The sequence below is a fragment of the Streptomyces sp. CY-1 genome, from assembly GCF_047218265.1.
Lineage (GTDB): Bacteria > Actinomycetota > Actinomycetes > Streptomycetales > Streptomycetaceae > Streptomyces > Streptomyces niphimycinicus.
The window spans coordinates 8,297,859-8,318,090 of record NZ_CP178393.1 but is presented as its reverse complement, the minus strand read 5'-3'; the positions used below and the strand labels follow the sequence as shown (position 1 = coordinate 8,318,090).

The window sequence follows — 20,232 nt, the reverse complement described above, 5'->3', positions numbered from 1 at the left end:
CGGTCAGTCGGCCGGGATCCGGGGCTCGGCGCCGTCCCGCAGCACGGTGGCCTCGATGAGCCCGTACGGCCGGTCGGCGGCGAAGTAGACCTCGTTGTCGTTGGTGAGGCCGAAGGGTTCCAGATCGACCAGGAAGTGGTGCTTGTTGGGCAGCGAGAGCCGTATCTCCTCGACCTCGGGGCGGCGCTCGATCACCCGCGCGCCCATCTCGTAGAGCGTCTGCTGGAGCGAGCGGGAGTAGGTCTCGGCGAACGCGCTCAGCAGATGGCCGCGCGCCTCCTCGTGGCCGTGGTCCCAGTCCGGCATCGGCCGGGTGTCATCGCTCCAGCCGTAGCGCCAGCGGGCGTGCACATCGGTGGCCAGGACGCGGTCACGCGTCTCCGGCAGCGTGGTGTACCGGTCCTTGACATAGCCCCGGAACTCGGAGTCCGTGGTGTTCAGGACGGTGAGGCCGGTGAGCCCGGAGACCACCTCCCAGCGCTCGCCGTCGTAGGCGATCTGCGCGGTGCGCACCTCCTGGCCGCGGCGGACGAAGGAGTGCGCCGCGCTCCCGGCCGCCTGGATCCGCTCCCAGGCGTACTCCTCGACGCGGATGCGGGCGCGGTGGATGGGCTCCTGGCTGGTGACGAAGTGGCGGGCCAGCCGGATGCCGAACTCCTCGGCCGTATCGATGCCGTGCTCCTTGGCGAAGGCGTACACGGTGTTCTTGGTGGCGTCGGTCGTCAGGACGTTGGCATTGCTGCCGGAGAGGTGGACCGCCTCCATCTCCCCCGACAGCGCCACCGAGACATTGAGGTCCTTGAGGTGGTGCACGGCGCCGTCGCGCACCACCCGCACAACGCGGGTTTCGGCTTTGCCGTAACTGTTCGGGCCGAGCGTGGGCATGGGTGCTAGCTCCCTCGGTAGACGGAGTAGCCGAACGGGGTGAGCAGCAGCGGTACGTGGTAGTGCTCGCCCGGCTCGACGGCGAAGGCGACCGCGACCTCCGGGAAGAAGGCATGGGTCAGATACGGCCCGGTCTCGAAGCGCAGCCGGGCGTGGGTGGTGCCCTCGGGGAGGTCGGGCAGATCCTTGCAGCGCCCGTCGGCGTCGGTGAGGGAGTCGGCGTGCGCCGTCCACTCCGCGCCGGGCCCGGAGCGGACGGCCAGCTCGACGACCACGCCCACGGCGGGGCGGCCGATGCTGGTGTCCAGGATGTGGGTGGACACGGAGGTGGCGCCGGCGGCCATCACCGCTCTCCTTCCGCCGGGGCCCGCGGGGCCCGAAGGGTTTCCGCCAGCCGGGTCAGCCGGATGCGGTTGATCTTTCCCAGTTCGGTGCGGATGATCTCGCGCTCGGTGTCGGCGTCATGGTGGATCCGCTCGCGCAGCGCCGCCAGCATCTCCTCGCCGGTGCGGCCGGTGGCGCAGATCAGGAAGACCTGGCCGTGGCGCTCCTGGTACGCGAGGTTCAGCTCCAGCAGCTCCGCGCGCTCCGCGTCCCGTACCCCGCTCTGCTCGCGGGCCGAGGCGGCGTCGCCCGGCGTCGGCCGCCCTATGGGCGGATGCGCGGCCATCGCCTCGGCCAGGTCGGCGGCGGTCAGCCCGGCCATGGCCGCGTCGGCGGCCTCGAGCAGCTCCCCGACGGTGGCGTACGGCCGCCCGCGAGCGACCGCCGCGCCCCAGGACCGGCTGGCGCACACCTCGTGCAGCAGCCCGGCGGCGTCGCGGTCGGCCGCCGCGTTGAACCGGGCCAGCCCCGGCGGAGCACTGGAAGTCACTCTCGCAAGCTAGGAGGCACCCTCGCCGGGCGTCAACACTTTGTTGAAAAATGCGCGTAACGAGGGGCTCGGTCAGTCCCCGTTCTTCTCGCGGTTGAGGTAGTTGTAGACGGTGAAGCGGCTCACCCCGAGGGCTCCGGCGACCGTCTCGACGCCATGGCGCACCGAGAAGGCGCCGCGCTGTTCGAGCTGGCGGACGACGGACTGCTTGGTCTTGCGGTCGAGGGCCGAGAGCGGCACGCCGTGGCGGCGCTGGAGGTCGGCGAGGATGTGATCGAGCGAGTCCGAGATATGCGGCAGCCTTACGGCGACCACCGGGCGGCCCTCCCAGGAGAGCACCACATCGTCGCCCCCGGCCCGGTCCGGGGCGATCATCTCGCCGCCCATGGCATCCACGAGCGGCCGCACCGCGGCGGTGAAGGGGTGGTCGGCCGGTACGCTCACGCCTCGCCCTCCCCGACCACGTTGACCTGGAGCGAAATCCGGGTGGCACCGGCTTCGAGGGAGCTGCGCAGCAGCCGGTCGACGGCCGCCAGCACCGCCTCCGCCCCGCCTTCCGCGGTGTTGCCGAAGGGGCCGACGTCGACGGCGTCCAGCGGGGCGGCCTGGACGGTCTCGCGGGCCGCGACGGCGTGCGGTGGCACCTCGTCGAGGTCGAACGGTTCGGTGGTGAATTCAACCCTCAATCTCACGCCGTAAACCTACTGCGTCAGCCGTAACACGGCGCCCCCGTCGCGGGGGACAGAACGCCCAAGTACCTCGCCGCGGCCGCCCGCTTCGGGGAGCATGGACGCATATCGCATCCGCCCCCGTCCACGGAGCGCCCCGATGACAGACAACGTGCCGGTGCGTTGTCCCGCGTGCCGTCGCGAGCAGTCGTTCACACCGCCCACCTTCCCCTGTTCCTGCGGCGCGCCGGTCACCCTGCCCGTCCTCCGTGACGGCACCCCGGAGGAGGTCGGCCACCGCACCTGGGAGAACCTGTGGGTGGCGGTGAACTGCCCGTCCTGCGGCCACCGGGGCCACTGGCCGCAGCCGGAACTGGGCTGCGACTGCGGCGCGGTGATCCGCGTGCCCGTAGCCGCCGCGCCACCTCCGGCCGACCCGGGCGCGGTGGCCGGGGGCGGCGGCCCGGTCGTGCGGCGCCCCGCCTTCCGGCCGGTGACGATCCGTACGGCGCGGGACGCGGTCACCGCCGCCGCGCTGTATCTGAAGTGGCTCGGCTTCCACAGCCTGCGGCCCTCGGAGGACCGGGCCGCGTCCGGGGTGGATCTCTACGGGACGGGCGTGGTCGCCCAGGTCGATCCGACCACCCGCCCCACCGGGCTGCGGGACATCGAATGCCTGTGGCTCAACGGGCTCCAGAAGTCGGCCATGAGCGTCTTCTTCTCGCTCGCGGGCTATGCGCGGGAGGCGCGGGCGCGCGCCGACGCCCTCCATCTGCCGCTGTTCATCATGGACCTCACCGGCACCCCGCAGCCCGTCAACGACCCGGCGGACGCCCTGATCCGGATGGGGCCGCCGGACGGCTGACCCCGGTCGGCCCTTGCGCTCATGACGGGGGAACGCTTCCGTTGAGGCGCCGCCCTCCACCGTTTCACCGTCCCATCCGCTCGACCGGCCGGAGGCCGAAACGATGGCTGTTCCGTGGTACCCGAGATCATGGGCTCCGCTCTCCGCCGCCCTGACCCTGCTTCTGGTGACCGGCTGCGGGGGCGGCGATGTGCCGCCGCCCACGGTGGAGAGCTCCTCGGCCGCACCCGGGCCCCCGTCCGGCGCCACACCGGGCACGCCCACCCCGCTCACCAGCTCTGATGCCACCGACGGCGGAACAGGTGTGGAGGAGGACATCAACGCGGCGGTCTCCGTCACCACCACCTACTGGCAGACCCACTGGCCCGAGCTGTTCACCGGCGGCTACAACCCGCCCCGGATCCTGGGGGTCTACGACGGCGACACCCCCGGTACGCCGGTGTGCGGCAGTGAGCCGCTCCCCGATGACAACGCCGTCTACTGCCCCGACGGCGACTACATAGCGTGGGACATGGACCTGATGCGCTTCGGCCATGCGCGGGGCGACGCCTGGGTCTATCTGGTGATCGCCCATGAATGGGGCCACGCCGTCCAGAACCGTCTGGACGCGGGCCTGGTCGACCTCGCCCGTGAGCTTCAGGCCGACTGCCTGGCCGGGGCGGTCCTCTTCGGAGCCGCCCAGGACGGGACGCTGACCTTCGAGGAGGGTGACACCCAGGAGCTGGCGGACGCCCTGACCGCACTCGCCGACAGGACCCCGTGGACCGACGTCTCCGACCACGGCGACGCCTCCCAGCGGGTCTCCTACTTCAGCCGCGGCGCGCGATCCGGGGTGAAGTCGTGCCTGCCGAACGTCGTCCGGTGACGGGCGGGGTGTGGGCCCCTGCTGTGGCGGGAGTGTAGTGGGGGTGTGGGCCCCTGCTGTAGTAGAGGGGCCCGCGGCTCATCAGCTCGGCGCGGTCTGCGGCTCGGCCCGCCCGACCAGCGCTTCCGATCCGGCCGGACCGGCCTCGGACCGGGTTTCGGGCAGCAGCTCCCGGGCGGCCGCCTCGCGCAGCTCGACCTTGCGGACCTTGCCGCTGACCGTCATCGGGAAGGCGTCCATGAGACGCAGATAGCGGGGGACCTTGTAGTGGGCGAGGCGGCCCCGGCAGAAGCGGGCCAGCTCATCGCGGGTGAGGGTCCTGGCGCCCTCGCGCAGGATGACGCAGGCCAGCACCTCCTCGCCGTACTTCTCGTCCGGTACGCCGACGACCTGCACATCCGCCACCTTGGGGTGGGTGTGCAGAAACTCCTCGATCTCCCGCGGATAGACGTTCTCCCCACCGCGAATGATCATGTCCTTGATCCGGCCGACGATCTGGACGTATCCCTCGCCGTCCATCACCGCGAGGTCGCCGGTGTGCATCCAGCGCGCCGAGTCGATCGCCTCGGCGGTCCGCTCGGGCTCCTGCCAGTAGCCGAGCATCACCGAGTAGCCGCGGGTGCACAGCTCGCCGCGGGTGCCCCGGGGCACGGTCGCCCCGGTCACCGGGTCGACGATCTTGACCTCGATATGCGGCAGCACCCGGCCGACCGTCGAGGTGCGGCGGACCAGGTCGTCGTCGGGCCGGGTCTGGGCGGAGACCGGTGAGGTCTCGGTCATGCCGTAGCAGATGGACACCTCGGTCATATGCATCTCGGCGACCACCCGCCGCATCACCTCCACCGGGCAGGGCGATCCGGCCATGATCCCGGTGCGCAGCGAGCTGAGGTCGAAGGTGGCGAAGTCCGGCAGGGCCAGCTCGGCGATGAACATGGTGGGGACGCCGTACAGCGAGGTGCAGCGCTCCCGTTCGACGGCGGCCAGGGTGGCGACGGGGTCGAAGGTGGCGGCGGGGATGACCACGCAGGCGCCGTGGCTGGTGGCCGCGAGGTTGCCCATCACCATGCCGAAGCAGTGGTAGAAGGGCACCGGCACGCAGATCCGGTCCTCGGCGGTGTAGCGGACCGTCTCCCCGACGAAGAAGCCGTTGTTGAGGATGTTGTGGTGGGAGAGGGTGGCGCCCTTGGGGAAGCCGGTGGTGCCGGAGGTGTACTGGATGTTGACCGCGTCGTCGCAACTGATCCGGGCCTCGCGCTCGGCGAGCCGCTCGGGGGCCACCCCGGCCCCCGCGCGCACCAGCCCGTCCCAGGTCCGGTCGCCGATGTAGATCACATCGCGCAGCGAGGAGCAGGCCGATCGCACCTGCTCGACCATCCGCCGGTAGTCGCTGGTCTTGTGCTCGATGGAGGAGACCAGGACCGAGATTCCGGCCTGCTGGAGTACGTACCGCAACTCGTGGACGCGGTATGCGGGGTTGATATTGACCATGATGGCGCCGATGCGGGCGGTGGCGTACTGCAACAGCACCCATTCGGGGCAGTTGATGGCCCAGATGCCGACCCGGTCGCCCTTGGCGACCCCCTTGGCCATCAGCCCGAGCGCGGCCTCCTCGACCGACCTGCCGAACTCGGCATAGGTCCAGCGGCGGCCGGAGGGGACGTCGACGAGCGCCTCGCGGTCGCCGTACAGCTCGACGGCCCGGGCCAGATTGGCGCCGATGGTCTCGCCGAGCAGCGGGAGGTCCCCGGCCCCGCTGGTGTAGGAGAGCCCCGCTGGGCTTGGTGGGTCAGACGTGAGGTCGGTCATGGGAGCTCCTTGGGTTCACGTTCACGTACGTCTTCACGTTCGTGCGGGTGGGTCATCATATGAGCGTCAGTCATCAGATCTCCTCATAAAACTCGATACCGCCACCCTGTGCCGTGCGTTCGCGCAGCTCGATCCGGCGAATCTTGCCGGAAACCGTCTTCGGGAGGTCGGCGAACTCCAACCGGCGGATCCGCTTGTACGGCGCGAGCACCGCCCGCGAGTGCGCGAACAGCGCCTTCGCGGTGTCCGGGCCGGGCTCCCAGCCCTCCGCGAGCACGATGTACGCCTTCGGCACGGCCAGCCGCAGCGGATCGGGGGCCGGGACGACGGCGGCCTCGGCGACCGCCTCGTGCTCCAGCAGCGCGCTCTCCAGCTCGAACGGCGAGATCTTGTAGTCGGATGCCTTGAAGACGTCGTCGGCGCGGCCGATGTAGGTGATGTAGCCGTCCGCGTCGCGCGATCCGATGTCCCCGGTGTGGTAGTAACCGCCCGCGGTGGCCTCGGCGGTGCGCTCCCCGTCGCCCTCGTAGCCGGTCATCAGGCCGACGGGACGGCCCTCGGGGCCGGTGAGGTCGAGGCAGATCTCGCCCTCCGCACCGGGCCGGCCGGTGACCGGATCCAGCAGGACGACCCGGAAGCCGGGGGTCGGCCGTCCCATCGAGCCGGGCTTGAGCGGCTGTCCGGGGGTGTTGGCCACCTGAACGGCGGTCTCGGTCTGGCCGAAGCCGTCCCGGATGGTCACCCCCCAGGCGCCCCGCACATGCTCGATGACCTCGGGGTTGAGCGGCTCGCCCGCGGCGAGGGCCTCCCGGGGCGGGGTGCGCAACTGGGTGAGATCGGCCTGGATGAGCATCCGCCAGACGGTGGGCGGGGCGCAGAAGGTGGTGATGGAACAGCGGTCCATCTCGGCCATCAGGCGGGTGGCGTCGAACCGCGTGTAGTTGAAGACGAAGACGGTGGCCTCGGCGTTCCAGGGGGCGAAGAGATTGGACCAGGCGTGCTTGGCCCATCCGGGCGAGGAGATGTTGAGGTGGACATCGCCCGGCCCGACCCCGATCCAGTACATCGTCGCCAGATGCCCGATGGGATACGAGACATGGGTGTGCTCGACCAGCTTGGGGCGGGCGGTGGTGCCGGAGGTGAAGTACAGCATCAGGGGGTCGGTGGCGAGGGTCGGCCCGTCGGGGACGAAGGGCTCGTCGTCCCCCGCGTCCTCCGCCGTGATCCGGGCGGTCCCCGCGTCCTCGTAGGCGAGCCAGCCCTCGGGCGCGCCGCCGACCGCGATCCGGGTGTAGTCGCCCGGCACCTCCGCGAACTTCTCCGTGTCCGCGCCCCGCACCACCACATGCGCCGCCCGGCCGCGCTCGATGCGGTCGGCGAGGTCGAGCGGGCCGAGCAGCGGGGTGGCGGGGATGACGACCGCGCGCAGCTTCATCGCGGCCAGCGCGGTCTCCCACAGCTCGACCTGGTTGCCGAGCATGACCACGATGCGGTCACCGGCCCGGACGCCGCGCTCGCGCAGCCAGTTCGCGGCCCGGTCGGAGCGGCGGCGCAGCTCCTCGAAGGTCAGCCGGATCTCGCTGCCGTCCTCCTCGACGATATGCAGGGCGGTACGGTCGCCGCCGCGCCCGGCGATCCCGTCGAACCAGTCCAGGGCCCAGTTGAACCGCTCCGGGCGTGGCCAGCCGAACCCCTCGTACGCCGCCGCGTAGTCCTCCCGGTGGTCGAGCAGGAAGTCCCGTGCCTCGCGGAAGTCGTGAGCCGGATTCATTGCTGTCACTTGTCCTCCTGAATGGCGTACCGCTCGCTAGCATCGTGCGACGGGTGATCTGAGTCTCACTACCCCCGGACGGGGGTGGCGCTGGATGCGGGAGGTGGCCGTGACGGGATCGGACGGGGCAGTCGACGTACAAAGCACGCTTCAGCGGATGCGCCGGCGTGGTGGCCTGCCCGTCGCCTTCGGCGGGCTGTTCTCGGGCTCGCGGCAGTTCCGGATCTCGGAACTCACCGGCACCACGACCAACTCCCTGCGGGATCTGGCGATCACACCCGGCAACGGCCTCGGCGGCAAGGTCCTCACCATGTCCCGGCCGATCTCGGTTGCGGACTACCCCACCTCACGGGCGATCAGTCATGAGTACGACGCGGCGGTGGGCGCGGAGGGGCTGCGCTCGATGCTCGCGGTGCCGGTGGTGGTGCGCGGGCGGGTGCGCGGGGTGCTGTACGGCGCGCTGCGCCAGCCGCTGGTGCTCGGCGACCGGGCGCTGACCGCGGCCGTGGAGTCGGCGCGCGAACTGGAACGCGTGCTGGAGAGCGAACTGGCGCAGGAGCTGGCGGTGCGGGAGGAGACGCAGCGGCTGCTGACGGAGGCGCGCCAGCGGCGAGGACAGCCGCCGGGACCGCGGTGGGAGCCGTCGGCGGAGGAGACCGATCCGGCGGTGTGGGAGGAGGTGCGCGAGGCCCATGGCGATCTGCGGGCCCTCGCGCACCGGGTGCCCGACCGCAAGCTGCGCGAGGAGATACTCACCGTCTGCTCCCGGCTGGCCAGGGCCTCCTCGGGGCGCGGCAGACAGCGGGAGCACCGGAGCGGGGGGAGCGGGGTGGAGCTGTCGCCACGCGAGGTGGACGTACTGGCGTGTGTGGCCTCGGGGGCGACGAATTCGATGGCGGCGGAGCGGCTGGGGCTGCGGCCGGAGACCGTCAAGAGCTATCTGCGGTCCTCGATGCGGAAGTTGGGGGCCCATACCCGTCTCCACGCGGTGGTCGAGGCACGCCGCGCGGGGCTCTTGCCGTAGCGGACGGCGGGTGCGGGCGCCGGAGGCGGCTTCCGTGGCCCGGGGCCGGGGCTCCCGCAAAAAACGCTTGACCTGAAGCAACTATTGCCTCGCCCACCGCTCCCCCGGGACGCACCTCGGTCATATAGGGCGATATCCTGCACTGAGGTCAGTGCTCGCGACAGGAAGGTGAGGACCCTCTATGTCCGAGCGCCGTCGCGGCCCGCGTCCCCCGAAGCGGTGGCTGCGCCCCGGCGGGGTGAACCGGGCCGACGCCGCCCCGCGCCCCGCCCCGGCGCCCCCGGGTCCGCCGCGCGACGAGCGGCGGACCGCCACCGCCGATGGGACCCCGCGGGAGCCGGACGAGCGCAGTGTGGTGGACGCCGCCGTGTACCGCGACGGCCGCCGGGTCGGCACCCCCGGCACGCTGGCCGCCACCTACCGGCGGCTGCGCGAGGAGACGGGCGCGATGGCGTGGATCGGGCTGTACCGGCCGAGCGAGGCGGAGCTGCTCTCGCTGGCCGAGGAGTTCGATCTGCACAAGCTGGCCATCGAGGACGCGCTGGAGGCCCATCAGCGGCCCAAGCTGGAGCGCTACGGCGAGACGCTCTTCGTGGTGCTGCGCGCCGCCCGCTATCTCGACGCGCTCGAGGAGGTCGACTTCGGCGAGCTGCATGTCTTCGTGGGCCCCGACTTCGTCATCACCGTCCGGCACGGCGCCGCCCCGGACCTGTCCGCGGTGCGCGGCCGGATGGAGTCCACCCCCGAGCTGCTGGCGCTGGGCCCCGAGGCCGTGCTGTACGCGATCCTCGACGCGGCCGTGGACGGCTATGCCCCGGTGGTGGCGGGGGTGCAGAACGACATCGACGAGATCGAGACCGAGGTGTTCCGCGGCGACCCCGAGGTGTCTCGGCGCATCTATGAACTCTCCCGCGAAATGGTCGAGTTCCAGCGCGCCACCCGCCCGCTGGTCGGGATGTTGCACGGGCTGATGGCGGGTTTCGACAAATACGGCACCGATGAGGAGCTTCAGCGCTATCTGCGGGACGTCGCCGACCATGTCACCCACACCAGCGAGCGCGTGGACGGCTTCCGCTCGGCCCTCACCGACATCCTCGCGGTCAACGCCACCCTGGTGACCCAGCAGCAGAACGCCGAGATGCGGGCGCTGGCCGAGGCGGGATTCGAGCAGAACGAGGAGGTCAAGAAGATCTCCGCATGGGCGGCGATTCTGTTCGCGCCCACCCTGGTCGGAACCATCTACGGGATGAACTTCACCCATATGCCCGAGCTGGGCTGGGTGTGGGGATACCCGTTCGCGATCGTGCTGATGGCGGTGGTCTGCGTCAGTCTGTATGTCATCTTCAAGCGCCGCGGCTGGCTCTGACGGCGCCACAACTCCCCGGCCGGATCGGCGATTCAAGGGAATTCCTCGATTGAATCGATGATTCAGCCGCTGTCCGTAGCCCCTCCCCCTCGTTTGTGCTTCGATGCCGTGCGGCACGGCACGGGCAGGCGAGCGACGGGAGTACGCGTATGGACCGGCGAGGGTTCCTCAGGGGTGCGGCCGCGCTGTCCACCGCGGGGCTGGTCACCGCCGTCGGCGGCACCGCGACGGCCACGGCCACCGCGCCGCCCCGGCTGCCGGCCGCCCAGGACTGGCTCTCCGCCATCGCCGACGCCACCCCGGTCCAGCGGCTGACCCTGCCCGGCACCCATGACTCCGGCGCCCGCTTCGGCGGCCCGTGGACCGAGTGCCAGAACACCACCATCGCCGACCAGCTCAGCAGCGGCATCCGCTTCCTGGACGTCCGCTGCCGCGCGTTCGAGAACGCCTTCCCCATCCACCACGGCGCCTTCTACCAGCACCTCAACTTCGACGATGTGCTCGGCGCCTGCCGCTCCTTCCTCTCCGCGCATCCGTCGGAGACCGTGCTGATGCGGGTCAAGCAGGAGTACTCGGAGGAGAGCGCCGCGGAGTTCCGCCGGATCTTCGACATCTATCTGGACGACAAGGGCTGGCGCTCGCTGTTCCGCCTGGACAACACCCTCCCCACCCTGGGCCAGGCCCGGGGCAGGGTGGTGCTGCTCGCCGACTCGGACAATATGCCGGGGGTGCGGTACGGCGACGGGGGGCTCTTCGACATCCAGGACGACTACATGGCGGAGCCGTTCGGCAAGTACCCCAAGATCGAGGCGCAGTTCCGCAAGGCGGCGGCCCAGCCCGGCAAGCTCTTCATGAACTATGTGTCCACCGCCGCCCTGCTGCCGCCCCGCTCCAACGCGGACCGGCTCAACCCGCAGGTGAAGTCGTTCCTGGAGGGCGCCGAGGCACAGGGCTGGACCGGGCTCGGGATCGTTCCGATGGACTTCCCGAACACCGCGTCCGGCCTGGTCGACGCCCTCGTCCGGCACAATCCGGCGGGCTGACCGCGGAGTGTCAGCGGCCGCGGAGTGTCAGCGGCCGGGGAGTGTCAGCGGCCGGGGAACCGGCGGAAGACCTTGACCGACGGTTCCGCGTAGCGCACCAGCTCCAGCGCCTGCTCGGGGAACCACTCCCCCGCGTCGGGGTTGACGGTGCCCCGCACCGGGTCCAGGGGCCCGTCGGTGCCGCGCAGGCACCGCCCGTCCGACTCGCCCGGCGTCTTCACCCACAGCGCGGCGTCCAGCAGCGCGTCGCCGGTGCGGGTGGTGGGGCGCCTGCCCAGGCCCCGCTCCGGGGGGTTGCACCATGACTGCACGTCGTTGTGCTGATGCGTCGCGGCCCTCGGGGTCCAGGGGCCCTGGCCGTTGCGGCTGGTGTCGGTGACGAAGTGCTTCATACGGCCCGGGTCGTCCGGTACATGGGCGTGCAGCCAGCGGCGGGCGTGCCGCCGTGACCAGCTCTGGTCGGCGCAGTCCTCGGGGTCCCCGCCGTCGTCGGCGTAGGCGAGGCAGGAGGAGATCAGCCGGCCGTACCAGGCGCTGTCGGGGTCGGTCTGGTAGTGGGAGACGTTGAGGGCGAAGCCGGTGGCGCGGTCGATCCCGGCCTTGATGAGGCGGGGCACGATGCCGCTGACGGAGTGCCAGCCGGCGTGGCCCGCGTCCAGGTAGACCGAGGTGTTGCCGAGCGCGGTAAGGGTGTCGACCGCGTAATTGATCTCGGAGTAGCGGGCGGCGGTCTCCTGGTCCTCGACCACCGGGGTGTCCAGGTCGCCCATGTTCTCGAGGTCGGGGGTCGCCGGGTCGGGCGTGGGGAGCGGGGGCAGCTCGGGGAGGGTGCCGGGCTGCTCGGCGGAGGGATCGGGGGCGGGGCTCTGGGACGCGGAGGGCTCCTGGCCGGAGGGCTCCTGGCCGGAGGGCTCCTGAGCCTCGGCGGGCTTGGGGGCCGGATTCTCGGAGGCGGGGAGCCGCGGGTCCGCGGACTGCGCGTCCGGGGACTGGGCCTCCGGGGGCCGCGCGGCGTCCTGGCCGGTGCCCTGGGCGTCCGATGCGGCGGGCGGGGCCGTTGACGCGCCGGGGTCGGGCAGCGGGGGCAGATCGGTGGGCGGTGCCTCGGCGGCGGGCGGCTGCTCGACGGCCGTCTGCTGCTCGGCGGGCTGCCCGGCAGCGGGCTGCTCCTCGACGGGCCGTTCCTCTGCGGGCCGTTCCTCTGCGGGCCGTTCCTCTGCGGGCCGTTCCTCTGCGGGCCGTTCCTCGACGGCGGTCTGATCGGCGTTCGATTCGTCGGCGCAGTCGGAGGGCAGCAGCGCCAGCGAATCGGGTTCGAGGACGATGAGCACCTTACGGTCGCCGATGCCCTCGGCGACGGCGTCGATCCACGCCTCGTACGCGGCGAGGTCGTCCGCGCCCCCGCTCGAGTAGCTGCCGCAGTCACGGCCAGGGATGTTGTAGAGGGCGAGGACCGGCAGCTTCCCCTGCACATCGGCGCTCCGCGTCGTCCTGCGGACCAGCCGCTGGATCCGCTCCGGGCTCTCGTCGCCGTACCAGACCGCCTGCGGCGTCCGCACCATGGCGAGGAGCCCGGCGGAGTCGCGGAAGTCGCCCCGCCAGGCGAGCCGGGCCACCTGGCGGTAGGAGTCCCGGTCGGGGGGCGGGGCGTAGAGGCGGGCGATGCGGGAGGAATCGTCGTCGTCCTCCCGCGCGGCCGCGCTCACCACGGGGCTGATCAACAGGGGCAGGGTGGCGGCGGCCACGACGGCCGTCGACACGGTGAGAATCTTGCGTCTCTTACGCACGTGCGCACTCCAGGGGGGCGGCAGGACCAAGGTCGATTTCTGACTCTCACTCAGAAACCGGCGCCCGGCAAAGGAAGCCTCCGCCAGGTGGCGGAGGGTTTGTCCCGCTCAGGAGTGGCCTAATGTCAGACGATCCTTCTGTGATCTGATCCGATGTCAGGTGATCCGAGGTGACGTCAGGTCACATCAGGTCACGCCAGGTCCGGTCAGGCGACCGAGTCGATCCGGTCCGAGGCCGCCCGGGTGTCATGGTGGATCGGGGTCCGGGCACCCGTCAGCGGCGTTCCGCTGCCGCCCCGCCGGTTGGCGACGATCTCGCCCGCGATGGACAGCGCGGTCTCCTCGGGCGTACGGGCGCCGAGGTCGAGCCCGATCGGGGAGCGCAGCAGGGCCAGCTCCGGCTCGCCCACCCCGGCCTCGCGCAGCCGCCGCAGCCGGTCCCGGTGGGTGCGGGCGGAGCCCATCGCGCCGACGTACGCCACCGGCAGCCGCAGCGCCCGCTCCAGCAGCGGCACATCGAACTTCGGGTCGTGGGTGAGCACGCACAGCACCGTGCGGGCGTCCACCTCGGTCTTCTCCAGATAGCGGTGCGGCCAGTCGACGACCACCTCGTCGGCGTCCGGGAAGCGCGGCGCGGTCGCGAAGACCGGACGGGCGTCGCAGACCGTGACGTGGTAGTTCAGGAACTTCCCGATCCGTACGAGCGCGCTCGCGAAGTCCACCGCCCCGAAGACGATCATGCGCGGCGGCGGCACGCTGGCCTCGGCGAGCAGGGTGACGGGCCGCCCGCAGCGGCTTCCCTCGGCGCCGATGACCACGGTCGCGGTGCGCCCGGCGTCCAGCAGGGCGCGGGCCTCCGCCGCCGCCGTACGGTCCAGCTCGGGGTGGCCGCCCAGGGTGCCGTCCCAGTCGCCGTCCGGGCGGACGAGCAGGGCGCGGCCCAGCAGCTCGGGCGGGCCGTCCACGATCCGGGCCAGCGCCGTCGTCCGGCCGTCGGCGGCGGCGGACGCGGCGGCGGCCAGCACCGGGCGCACCCGGCGGTCGGCCGCCGGGGCCGGGCTGACCAGCACATCGATGACTCCGCCGCAGGTCAGGCCGACCGCGAAGGCGTCCTCATCGGAGTAGCCGAAGGTCTCCCGTACGGTCTCGCCGGTGCGCAGCGCCTCCTGGCACAGCTCGTACACCGCGCCCTCGACACAGCCGCCGGACACGCTGCCGATCGCCGTGCCCTCGGCGTCCACGGCGAGCGCGGCCCCGGGCTGCCGGGGCGCGCTGCCGCCCACGGAGACCACGGTGGCCACGGCGAAATCCCGGCGCTCCGCACACCAGCGGTTCAGCTCGGCGGCGATGTCCAGCATGGTGATCAGCTCCTTGGGCGGCGCATCGATACGCGGCGCATCGATATCCGGAACAACGCACTCGGCTCCCGATATCTGCCCTCAGGTGCCCGTCAGGTGCTCCGGGCGCACGGGCACGCGCTTCAGGGGCAGGCCCGTCGCCGCGCGGATGGCGGCGACGACGGCCGGGGTCGAGGAGAGCGTGGGCGCCTCGCCGACGCCGCGCAGCCCGTACGGGGCGTTGTCGTCGGCCAGCTCCAGCACGTCCACCGGCATGGCCGGGGTGTCCAGAATGGTGGGGATCAGATAGTCCGTGAAGGACGGATTGCGCACCCGCGCCCCGTCCGCCGAGACGACGATCTCCTCCATCACCGCGAGCCCGAGCCCCTGTGTGGAACCGCCCTGGATCTGCCCGACCACCGACAGCGGGTTGATCGCCTTGCCCACGTCCTGCGCGGCCGCCAGCTCGACCACCTTGACCAGACCCAGCTCGGTGTCGACCTCGACGACCGCGCGATGGGCGCAGAAGGAGTACTGCACATGGCCGAAGCCCTGGCCGGTGCGGAGATCGAACGGCTCGGTCGGCCGGTGCCGGAACTCCCGCTCCAGGTCGATCGCCTCCTCGCCCAGGATCCCGGCGAGGTCGCCGATCACCTCGCCGCCGTCGGTGACCACCTTGCCGTCCGCCAGCCGCAGCCGGGCGGGCTCCGCCCAGGCGGGGTGGGAGGCGCCGAACCGCTCCCGGCCGCGCCGCAGCACCTCCTCCCGGACCGCCTCGCAGGTGTGCTTGACGGCGCCGCCCGTCATATACGTCTGGCGGGAGGCGGAGGTCGAGCCGGCCGAGCCGACCCGGGTGTCCGCGGGGTGGATGGTGACCCGGTCGACGCCCAGCTCGGTGCGGGCGATCTGGGCGTGCACGGTGACCCCGCCCTGGCCGACCTCGGCCATCGCGGTGTGCACCAGGGCGACCGGCTCGCCACCGATCACTTCCAGCCGGATCCGGGCGGTGGAGTAGTCGTCGAAGCCCTCGGAGAAGCCGACGTTCTTGATGCCGACCGCATAGCCCACCCCGCGCACCACGGACTCGCCGTGGGTGGTGTTGGACAGCCCGCCCGGCAGGGCCCGTACGTCCACCGGGCCGCCCGCCGCCTCCCAGGCGCGCTCGGGCGGCATCGGCAGCGCCTTGACCCGGCGCAGCAGCTCGGCGACCGGTGCCGGGGAGTCGACAAGCTGCCCGGTGGGCATGGTGGCGCCCTGGGACATGGCGTTGCGCTGCCGGAACTCCACCGGGTCCAGGCCGAGTTCGGCCGCCACCGCGTCCATCTGCGCCTCGTAGGCGAAGCACGCCTGGACGGCGCCGAAGCCGCGCATCGCACCGCAGGGCGGGTTGTTGGAGTAGAGCGCGATGGCCTCGACGTCGACGTTCTCGACGACGTAGGGGCCGATCGACAGGGAGGCGGCGTTGCCGACGACCGCCGGGGAGGAGGAGGCGTACGCCCCGCCGTCCAGGACGATGCGGCACTGGACGTAGAGCAGGGTGCCGTCGCGGCTGGCGCCGTGTTCATAGGTGAGCTTGGCGGGGTGGCGGTGGACATGGCCGAAGAAGGATTCGTACCGGTTGTAGACGATCTTGACGGGCTTTCCGGTGCGCAGCGCCAGCAGACAGGCGTGCGCCTGCATGGACAGGTCCTCGCGCGCGCCGAACGCCCCGCCCACCCCGGACAGCGTCAGCCGCACCTTGTCGGCGGGCAGCCCGAGGACCGGGGCGAGCTGATCGCGGTCGACATGCAGCCACTGGGTGGCGATGTAGAGGTCCACCCCGCCGTCCTCGGCGGGCACCGCGAGCCCCGACTCCGGGCCGAGGAACGCCTGGTCCTGCATGCCCACCTCGTAGTCGCGGCGGACCACCACATCGGCGCGGGCCCGGGCGGCGGCGACATCGCCGCGCAGGACGGGCTGGCGGTGCACGATGTTCGGATGCGGGGCGTGGGCGGCGTGGTGGTCCCGGCGGCCGGGGTGGAGCAGCGGCGCGCCCGGCGCGGTGGCGGTGGCCTCGTCGACGACCAGCGGCAGCTCCTCGTACTCCACCGCGATCCGGGCGGCGGCGCGGCGGGCGGTCTCGGGGTGGTCGGCGGCGACGATCGCCACGGGCTCGCCGTGGTAGCGGACCCGGTCCTTCGCGAGCACGGGCTGGTCGTGGATCTCCAGGCCGTAGTGGGTCTCGGCGGGCAGATCGTCATGGGTCATCACGGCGTGCACCCCGGGCAGGGCGAGCGCCGCGGCGGTGTCGATGGACCTGATCGCGGCGTGGGCGTGCGGGCTGCGGAGGGTGAAGCCCCACAGCATGTCCTCGTGCCACAGATCCGAGGAGTACGCGAACTCGCCGGTCACCTTGAGGGTGCCGTCGGGGCGCAGGGTGGACTCGCCGATCGTCCCCCTGGTGGCGCCGGTGGCCTGGGTGAGGGCGGTGGGGGCGCTGGCGGAGCGGTCGGCTGCCATGGTCAGACCGCCTTCCCGGTGCGGGCGGCCGCGAGCCGGACCGCGTCGAGGATCTTCTCGTAGCCGGTGCAGCGGCAGAGGTTGCCGGAGAGCGCCTCGCGGATATCGGCGTCGGAGGGGTCGGGGGTGCGCTCCAGCAGCTCATCGGCGGCCACGAGCAGTCCGGGGGTGCAGAAGCCGCACTGGACGGCCCCGGCGTCGATGAACGCCTGCTGGACCGGGGCCAGCGGGGCGACCTGCCCGGGGCGGGATGGCTCGGACCGCTGCCGGGCGTGGTCCGCGAGTCCCTCGACGGTGACCACCTCGCGGCCCTCGGCCTGTCCCGCCGCCACCAGACAGGCGCATACCGGCACCCCGTCGAGGCGGACCGTGCAGGAACCGCATTCGCCCTGCTCACAGGCGTTCTTCGAACCGGGAAGCCCCATCCGCTCGCGCAGCACGTACAGCAGGGACTCGCCCTCCCAGACGTCATCGGCCTCGTACGGCCGCCCGTTGACCGTGATGTTCACGCGCACTGTGCGGTCCTCCCGTCTCCCTCGCGATACGCCTCCCAGGTCCAGCCGAGCGTGCGGCGCGCCATGACCCCCACCGCGTGGCGGCGGTAGGCGGCGCTGCCGCGTACGTCGTCGATCGGGCGGCACGCCCCGGCGCACAGCTCGGCGAACCGCCGAGCGGTCGACGGGTCGAGGGGCGCGCCGCTGTCCCAGAAGCCGCCCTCCTCGAGCGCCGCGCCCAGGAACTCCTCGGCCTCACGGGCCCGTACGGGCGTGGGCGCGGCCGATCCGATGCCGGTGCGCACGGTGCGGGTGCGCGGATGGAGCGCGACGGCGAAGGCGCAGACCGCGATCACCATGGCGTTCCGGGTGCCGACCTTGGAGAACTGCTGTGGACCGTCCGCCTTCTGGATGTGCACCGCCCGGATCAGCTCATCGGGCTCCAGGGCATGGCGCTTGACCCCGGTGAAGAACTCCTCGATGGGGATGCGCCGGGTGCCGCGCACCGAGGCCGCCTCCACCTCGGCCCCGGCCGCCAGCAGCGCGGGATGCGCGTCCCCGGCGGGGGAGGCGGCGCCGAGGTTGCCGCCGACGGTGCCGCGGTTGCGGATCTGCGGTGAGCCGACGGTGTGCGCGGCGAGCGCCAGCCCCGGCAGCTCGGCCCGCAGCTCCTCGATGATCCGGGTGTACGAAACGCCCGCGCCCAGCCGGACCGTACGGTCGGTGGCCTCCCATTCGGCCAGTTCGGCGACGCGGGTCAGATCGAGCAGATACTCGGGCCGCCGGTGATCGAAGTTGATCTCGACCATCACATCGGTGCCGCCCGCGATGGGCACGGCGGTGGGGTGCTCGGCCTTCGCGGCGAGCGCCTCCTCCCAGCCGGCGGGGCGCAGGAAGTCCATGGGTCTCTCTTCTCGAATCGTCGGCGTCGCCGTCGGCAGGCGGGAGCCCCCTCCCAGAACTCTGCACGCGACTCAACGCCAGTAGACCGAGGTGTGGGCCACATGGTGCAGTCACCGAAGACATGAAGCAATTGGCTGGCCAGGGGGCGGGTCTTGTAGATTCGAACGAACGGCGGGGACCCGAAACCTCGCGGTATTCGACCGGCAACACGGAACAAGATCGGCTGGCCTCCCATGCGGCTGCGCGCACTGCTGGAGAACGACACCCTGGGCCTGCGCCTGCTCGGCGGCGAGAGCGAGCTGGACCGTACCGTACGCGGCGTCATGACCACCGATCTGCGCGACCCCAGCCGCTATCTCTCGGGCGGTGAACTCGTGCTGACCGGGCTCGCCTGGCGGCGTGAGCCGGAGGACTCCGAGCGGTTCGTCCGCATCCTCGCGGCGGCCGGGGTGGCGGGGCTGGCGGCGGGCGAGGCGGAGCTGGGCGCCGTGCCGGAGGATCTGGTGCTGGCCTGCGGACGGCATCGGCTGCCGCTGTTCTCCGTGGTCGAGGACGTCGCGTTCGCCACCATCACCGAGCATGTGGTGCGCCAGGTCTCCGGTGAGCGGGCCGGGGATCTGGCGGCGGTCGTCGACCGGCACCGGCGGCTGATGACGTCCGGGCCTGCGGGCGGCGGCCCCGAGGTGGCCCTGGACCTGCTCCGCTCGGACCTGGACCTGACCGCGTGGGTGCTCTCCCCCACCGGCCGCCGGATCGCCGGGCCCACTTCCGCCGGGGCGGCCGCGGAGCCGCCCGCGGCGGTCCGCGCCCAGTTGGCGGGCGAGCATCTGGCCGCCCGGCGCGAGGGGCGGCGCGGCCCGCAGCGGCTGACCGCCGCGGACGGCATGACGTACTCCCTCTTCCCCATCCACAGCGGGGAGACGGGCGACGAGGTGCGCGCGACCGTGCTGTCCGACTGGCTGCTGGTGGTCGGCGCGGACGCCGACGAATGGCCGGAGGAACGGCTGGATCTGCTCTACGGGGTCACCCAGCTCATCGCGGTCGAGCGCGACCGGCGGAACGCGTCGCGCACCGTGCGGCGCAGGCTCGCCCAGGAGGTGCTGGAGCTGGTCCAGACGGGCGCGCCGCCCGCCGAGATCGCGGCCCGGCTGCGGGTGGCCGCCCCGGTGCTGCTGCCGGGGCTCGGCACGGCGCCACACTGGCAGGTGGTGGTGGCCCGGGTGGAGTGGGGCGTCACCGCGGAGGCGGAGCACGGCACGGACGGCGGGGCGCGCGAGCGCGGTGTGCGGGACGGCGCCGCGCGTGTGGGCTTCACGCATGAGGGCCTGGCGCGGGACGGCGGGGCCGTCCTCGGCGCCCGGGTGGCCCAGTCGCTGCTGGAGGAGATCCTGGTCGACCCGGATGCGCCCGGGCCGGAGCTGTCGGACCGGATCGCGGTGGCGCACACCGGCGACGAGGCGGTGGCGCTCGTCCCCCTCCCTGCGCTCACCGACGGCCCGTCGGAGGGCGGCATGGCGGGGCTCCAGGCCGACGCGCTGCTCACCGCCGTCCGGGAGCCGCTCTCCCGCGGTCTGGACGGCGACGGCCGGCTGACCCTCGGCGTCAGCGCCGCCGTCCACTCCGCCGACGGGCTGCGCGGCGCCCTGGAGGAGGCCCGGCACGCCCGGCGGGTGGCCGCGGCGCGCCCCGGGCGGGTCTGCGCGGCCGGGCACCAGGAGCTGGCCTCGCACGTACTGCTGCTCCCCTTCGTCCCGGACGATGTGCGGCGCGCCTTCACCGCCCGGCTGCTGGACCCGCTGCGCGAGTACGACCGGCGCCACCGGGCCGAGCTGATCCCGACCCTGGAGGCGTTCCTGGACTGCGACGGCTCCTGGACGCGCTGTGCCGCCCGGCTGCATCTGCACGTCAACACGCTGCGCTACCGGATCGGCAGGATCGAGCAACTGACCGGGCGCGAGCTGTCGCGCCTGGAGGACAAGCTGGACTTCTTCCTCGCGCTGCGCATGAGCTGACGCCCGGCGGGGCGTGACCGTGGCCCGGGGACA

The 20,232-nt window shown here is 72.4% G+C and carries 18 protein-coding genes; 6 read left to right on the top strand and 12 right to left on the bottom strand.

Annotated features, from left to right (window positions below; translation table 11 throughout):
* Positions 1-3 precede the first annotated feature (3 nt).
* The 5 genes from pucL to ACK1X7_RS35745 form a co-directional block, all read right to left on the bottom strand.
* Positions 4-885, bottom strand: a complete 882-nt coding sequence (gene pucL, locus ACK1X7_RS35765; RefSeq protein ID WP_390792813.1) for a factor-independent urate hydroxylase — start codon at positions 883-885, stop codon at positions 4-6.
* A gap of 5 nt (positions 886-890) precedes the next feature.
* On the bottom strand, positions 891-1,229 hold the full coding sequence (gene uraH / locus ACK1X7_RS35760; RefSeq protein ID WP_390792812.1) for a hydroxyisourate hydrolase: 339 nt from the start codon (positions 1,227-1,229) through the stop codon (positions 891-893).
* A complete protein-coding gene (gene uraD / locus ACK1X7_RS35755) occupies positions 1,229-1,759 on the bottom strand; it encodes a 2-oxo-4-hydroxy-4-carboxy-5-ureidoimidazoline decarboxylase (protein WP_413116143.1) in 531 nt (176 codons plus the stop codon). Before uraD ends, uraH begins: the two co-directional genes overlap by 1 nt.
* A gap of 72 nt (positions 1,760-1,831) precedes the next feature.
* Positions 1,832-2,203: a helix-turn-helix domain-containing protein gene (locus tag ACK1X7_RS35750; RefSeq protein WP_385137993.1), complete on the bottom strand. Its 372-nt coding sequence runs from the start codon at positions 2,201-2,203 to the stop codon at positions 1,832-1,834.
* Positions 2,200-2,451 (bottom strand): hypothetical protein, encoded by a 252-nt coding sequence (locus ACK1X7_RS35745; RefSeq protein WP_361500804.1) that lies wholly within the window; start codon positions 2,449-2,451, stop codon positions 2,200-2,202. Before ACK1X7_RS35745 ends, ACK1X7_RS35750 begins: the two co-directional genes overlap by 4 nt.
* Before the next feature lie 136 nt (positions 2,452-2,587).
* On the opposite strand from ACK1X7_RS35745, the gene ACK1X7_RS35740 reads away from it, so the two are divergent.
* Complete coding sequence (locus ACK1X7_RS35740) at positions 2,588-3,292, top strand: hypothetical protein (protein ID WP_390792810.1); 705 nt, start codon at positions 2,588-2,590, stop codon at positions 3,290-3,292.
* A gap of 166 nt (positions 3,293-3,458) precedes the next feature.
* The gene (locus ACK1X7_RS35735) at positions 3,459-4,157 is read left to right on the top strand and encodes a neutral zinc metallopeptidase (RefSeq protein ID WP_413116142.1); all 699 of its coding nucleotides are present in this window, start codon (positions 3,459-3,461) and stop codon (positions 4,155-4,157) included.
* 81 nt (positions 4,158-4,238) lie between these two features.
* Here ACK1X7_RS35735 and ACK1X7_RS35730 read toward each other — a convergent pair whose 3' ends face one another.
* Both ACK1X7_RS35730 and ACK1X7_RS35725 read right to left on the bottom strand, forming a co-directional pair.
* A complete protein-coding gene (locus ACK1X7_RS35730; protein WP_413116141.1) occupies positions 4,239-5,963 on the bottom strand; it encodes an AMP-binding protein in 1,725 nt (574 codons plus the stop codon).
* A gap of 73 nt (positions 5,964-6,036) precedes the next feature.
* The gene (locus ACK1X7_RS35725) at positions 6,037-7,734 is read right to left on the bottom strand and encodes an AMP-binding protein (RefSeq protein ID WP_385138069.1); all 1,698 of its coding nucleotides are present in this window, start codon (positions 7,732-7,734) and stop codon (positions 6,037-6,039) included.
* A 157-nt stretch (positions 7,735-7,891) separates the two neighbouring features.
* On the opposite strand from ACK1X7_RS35725, the gene ACK1X7_RS35720 reads away from it, so the two are divergent.
* The 3 genes from ACK1X7_RS35720 (at position 7,892) to ACK1X7_RS35710 (ending at position 11,167) form a co-directional block, all read left to right on the top strand.
* The gene (locus ACK1X7_RS35720) at positions 7,892-8,758 is read left to right on the top strand and encodes a helix-turn-helix transcriptional regulator (RefSeq protein WP_385137999.1); all 867 of its coding nucleotides are present in this window, start codon (positions 7,892-7,894) and stop codon (positions 8,756-8,758) included.
* Between the two features lie 181 nt (positions 8,759-8,939).
* Positions 8,940-10,124 carry a magnesium and cobalt transport protein CorA gene (locus tag ACK1X7_RS35715; RefSeq protein WP_413116140.1) on the top strand — a complete coding sequence of 395 codons (1,185 nt, stop codon included), beginning with the start codon at positions 8,940-8,942 and terminating at the stop codon, positions 10,122-10,124.
* Positions 10,125-10,273: 149 nt separating this feature from the next.
* Positions 10,274-11,167, top strand: a complete 894-nt coding sequence (locus tag ACK1X7_RS35710) for a phosphatidylinositol-specific phospholipase C (protein WP_385138003.1) — start codon at positions 10,274-10,276, stop codon at positions 11,165-11,167.
* A gap of 44 nt (positions 11,168-11,211) precedes the next feature.
* Here the strand turns inward: ACK1X7_RS35710 and ACK1X7_RS35705 are convergent, their stop codons facing one another.
* The 5 genes from ACK1X7_RS35705 to ACK1X7_RS35685 all read right to left on the bottom strand — a co-directional run bounded on the left by ACK1X7_RS35705 (position 11,212) and on the right by ACK1X7_RS35685 (position 18,186).
* Positions 11,212-12,954, bottom strand: coding sequence for a glycoside hydrolase family 6 protein (locus ACK1X7_RS35705; RefSeq protein WP_413116139.1), 1,743 nt, complete (start codon positions 12,952-12,954; stop codon positions 11,212-11,214).
* A gap of 206 nt (positions 12,955-13,160) precedes the next feature.
* Positions 13,161-14,312 carry an XdhC family protein gene (locus ACK1X7_RS35700; RefSeq protein ID WP_385138006.1) on the bottom strand — a complete coding sequence of 384 codons (1,152 nt, stop codon included), beginning with the start codon at positions 14,310-14,312 and terminating at the stop codon, positions 13,161-13,163.
* 81 nt (positions 14,313-14,393) lie between these two features.
* Positions 14,394-16,790 (bottom strand): xanthine dehydrogenase subunit D, encoded by a 2,397-nt coding sequence (gene pucD, locus ACK1X7_RS35695; RefSeq protein WP_413116138.1) that lies wholly within the window; start codon positions 16,788-16,790, stop codon positions 14,394-14,396.
* A gap of 2 nt (positions 16,791-16,792) precedes the next feature.
* The gene (locus ACK1X7_RS35690; protein WP_385138009.1) at positions 16,793-17,305 is read right to left on the bottom strand and encodes a (2Fe-2S)-binding protein; all 513 of its coding nucleotides are present in this window, start codon (positions 17,303-17,305) and stop codon (positions 16,793-16,795) included.
* A complete protein-coding gene (locus ACK1X7_RS35685) occupies positions 17,296-18,186 on the bottom strand; it encodes an FAD binding domain-containing protein (RefSeq protein ID WP_385138011.1) in 891 nt (296 codons plus the stop codon). The genes ACK1X7_RS35690 and ACK1X7_RS35685 overlap by 10 nt, the downstream gene beginning before the upstream one ends.
* Before the next feature lie 234 nt (positions 18,187-18,420).
* On the opposite strand from ACK1X7_RS35685, the gene ACK1X7_RS35680 reads away from it, so the two are divergent.
* Entirely contained in the window at positions 18,421-20,199 is a 1,779-nt protein-coding gene (locus ACK1X7_RS35680; protein ID WP_385138012.1) for a PucR family transcriptional regulator, read from the top strand.
* Positions 20,200-20,232 lie beyond the last annotated feature (33 nt).

Bases quoted from the DNA above. Each gene is read 5' to 3' on its own strand.
- pucL (WP_390792813.1), bottom strand. From the start codon at position 885: ATGCCCACGCTCGGCCCGAACAGTTACGGCAAAGCCGAAACCCGCGTT.
- uraH (WP_390792812.1), bottom strand. From the start codon at position 1,229: ATGGCCGCCGGCGCCACCTCCGTGTCCACCCACATCCTGGACACCAGC.
- ACK1X7_RS35740 (WP_390792810.1), top strand. From the start codon at position 2,588: ATGACAGACAACGTGCCGGTGCGTTGTCCCGCGTGCCGTCGCGAGCAG.
- ACK1X7_RS35730 (WP_413116141.1), bottom strand. From the start codon at position 5,963: ATGACCGACCTCACGTCTGACCCACCAAGCCCAGCGGGGCTCTCCTAC.
- ACK1X7_RS35725 (WP_385138069.1), bottom strand. From the start codon at position 7,734: ATGAATCCGGCTCACGACTTCCGCGAGGCACGGGACTTCCTGCTCGAC.
- ACK1X7_RS35720 (WP_385137999.1), top strand. From the start codon at position 7,892: ATGCGCCGGCGTGGTGGCCTGCCCGTCGCCTTCGGCGGGCTGTTCTCG.
- ACK1X7_RS35715 (WP_413116140.1), top strand. From the start codon at position 8,940: ATGTCCGAGCGCCGTCGCGGCCCGCGTCCCCCGAAGCGGTGGCTGCGC.
- ACK1X7_RS35710 (WP_385138003.1), top strand. From the start codon at position 10,274: ATGGACCGGCGAGGGTTCCTCAGGGGTGCGGCCGCGCTGTCCACCGCG.
- ACK1X7_RS35700 (WP_385138006.1), bottom strand. From the start codon at position 14,312: ATGCTGGACATCGCCGCCGAGCTGAACCGCTGGTGTGCGGAGCGCCGG.
- pucD (WP_413116138.1), bottom strand. From the start codon at position 16,790: ATGGCAGCCGACCGCTCCGCCAGCGCCCCCACCGCCCTCACCCAGGCC.
- ACK1X7_RS35685 (WP_385138011.1), bottom strand. From the start codon at position 18,186: ATGGACTTCCTGCGCCCCGCCGGCTGGGAGGAGGCGCTCGCCGCGAAG.
- ACK1X7_RS35680 (WP_385138012.1), top strand. From the start codon at position 18,421: ATGCGGCTGCGCGCACTGCTGGAGAACGACACCCTGGGCCTGCGCCTG.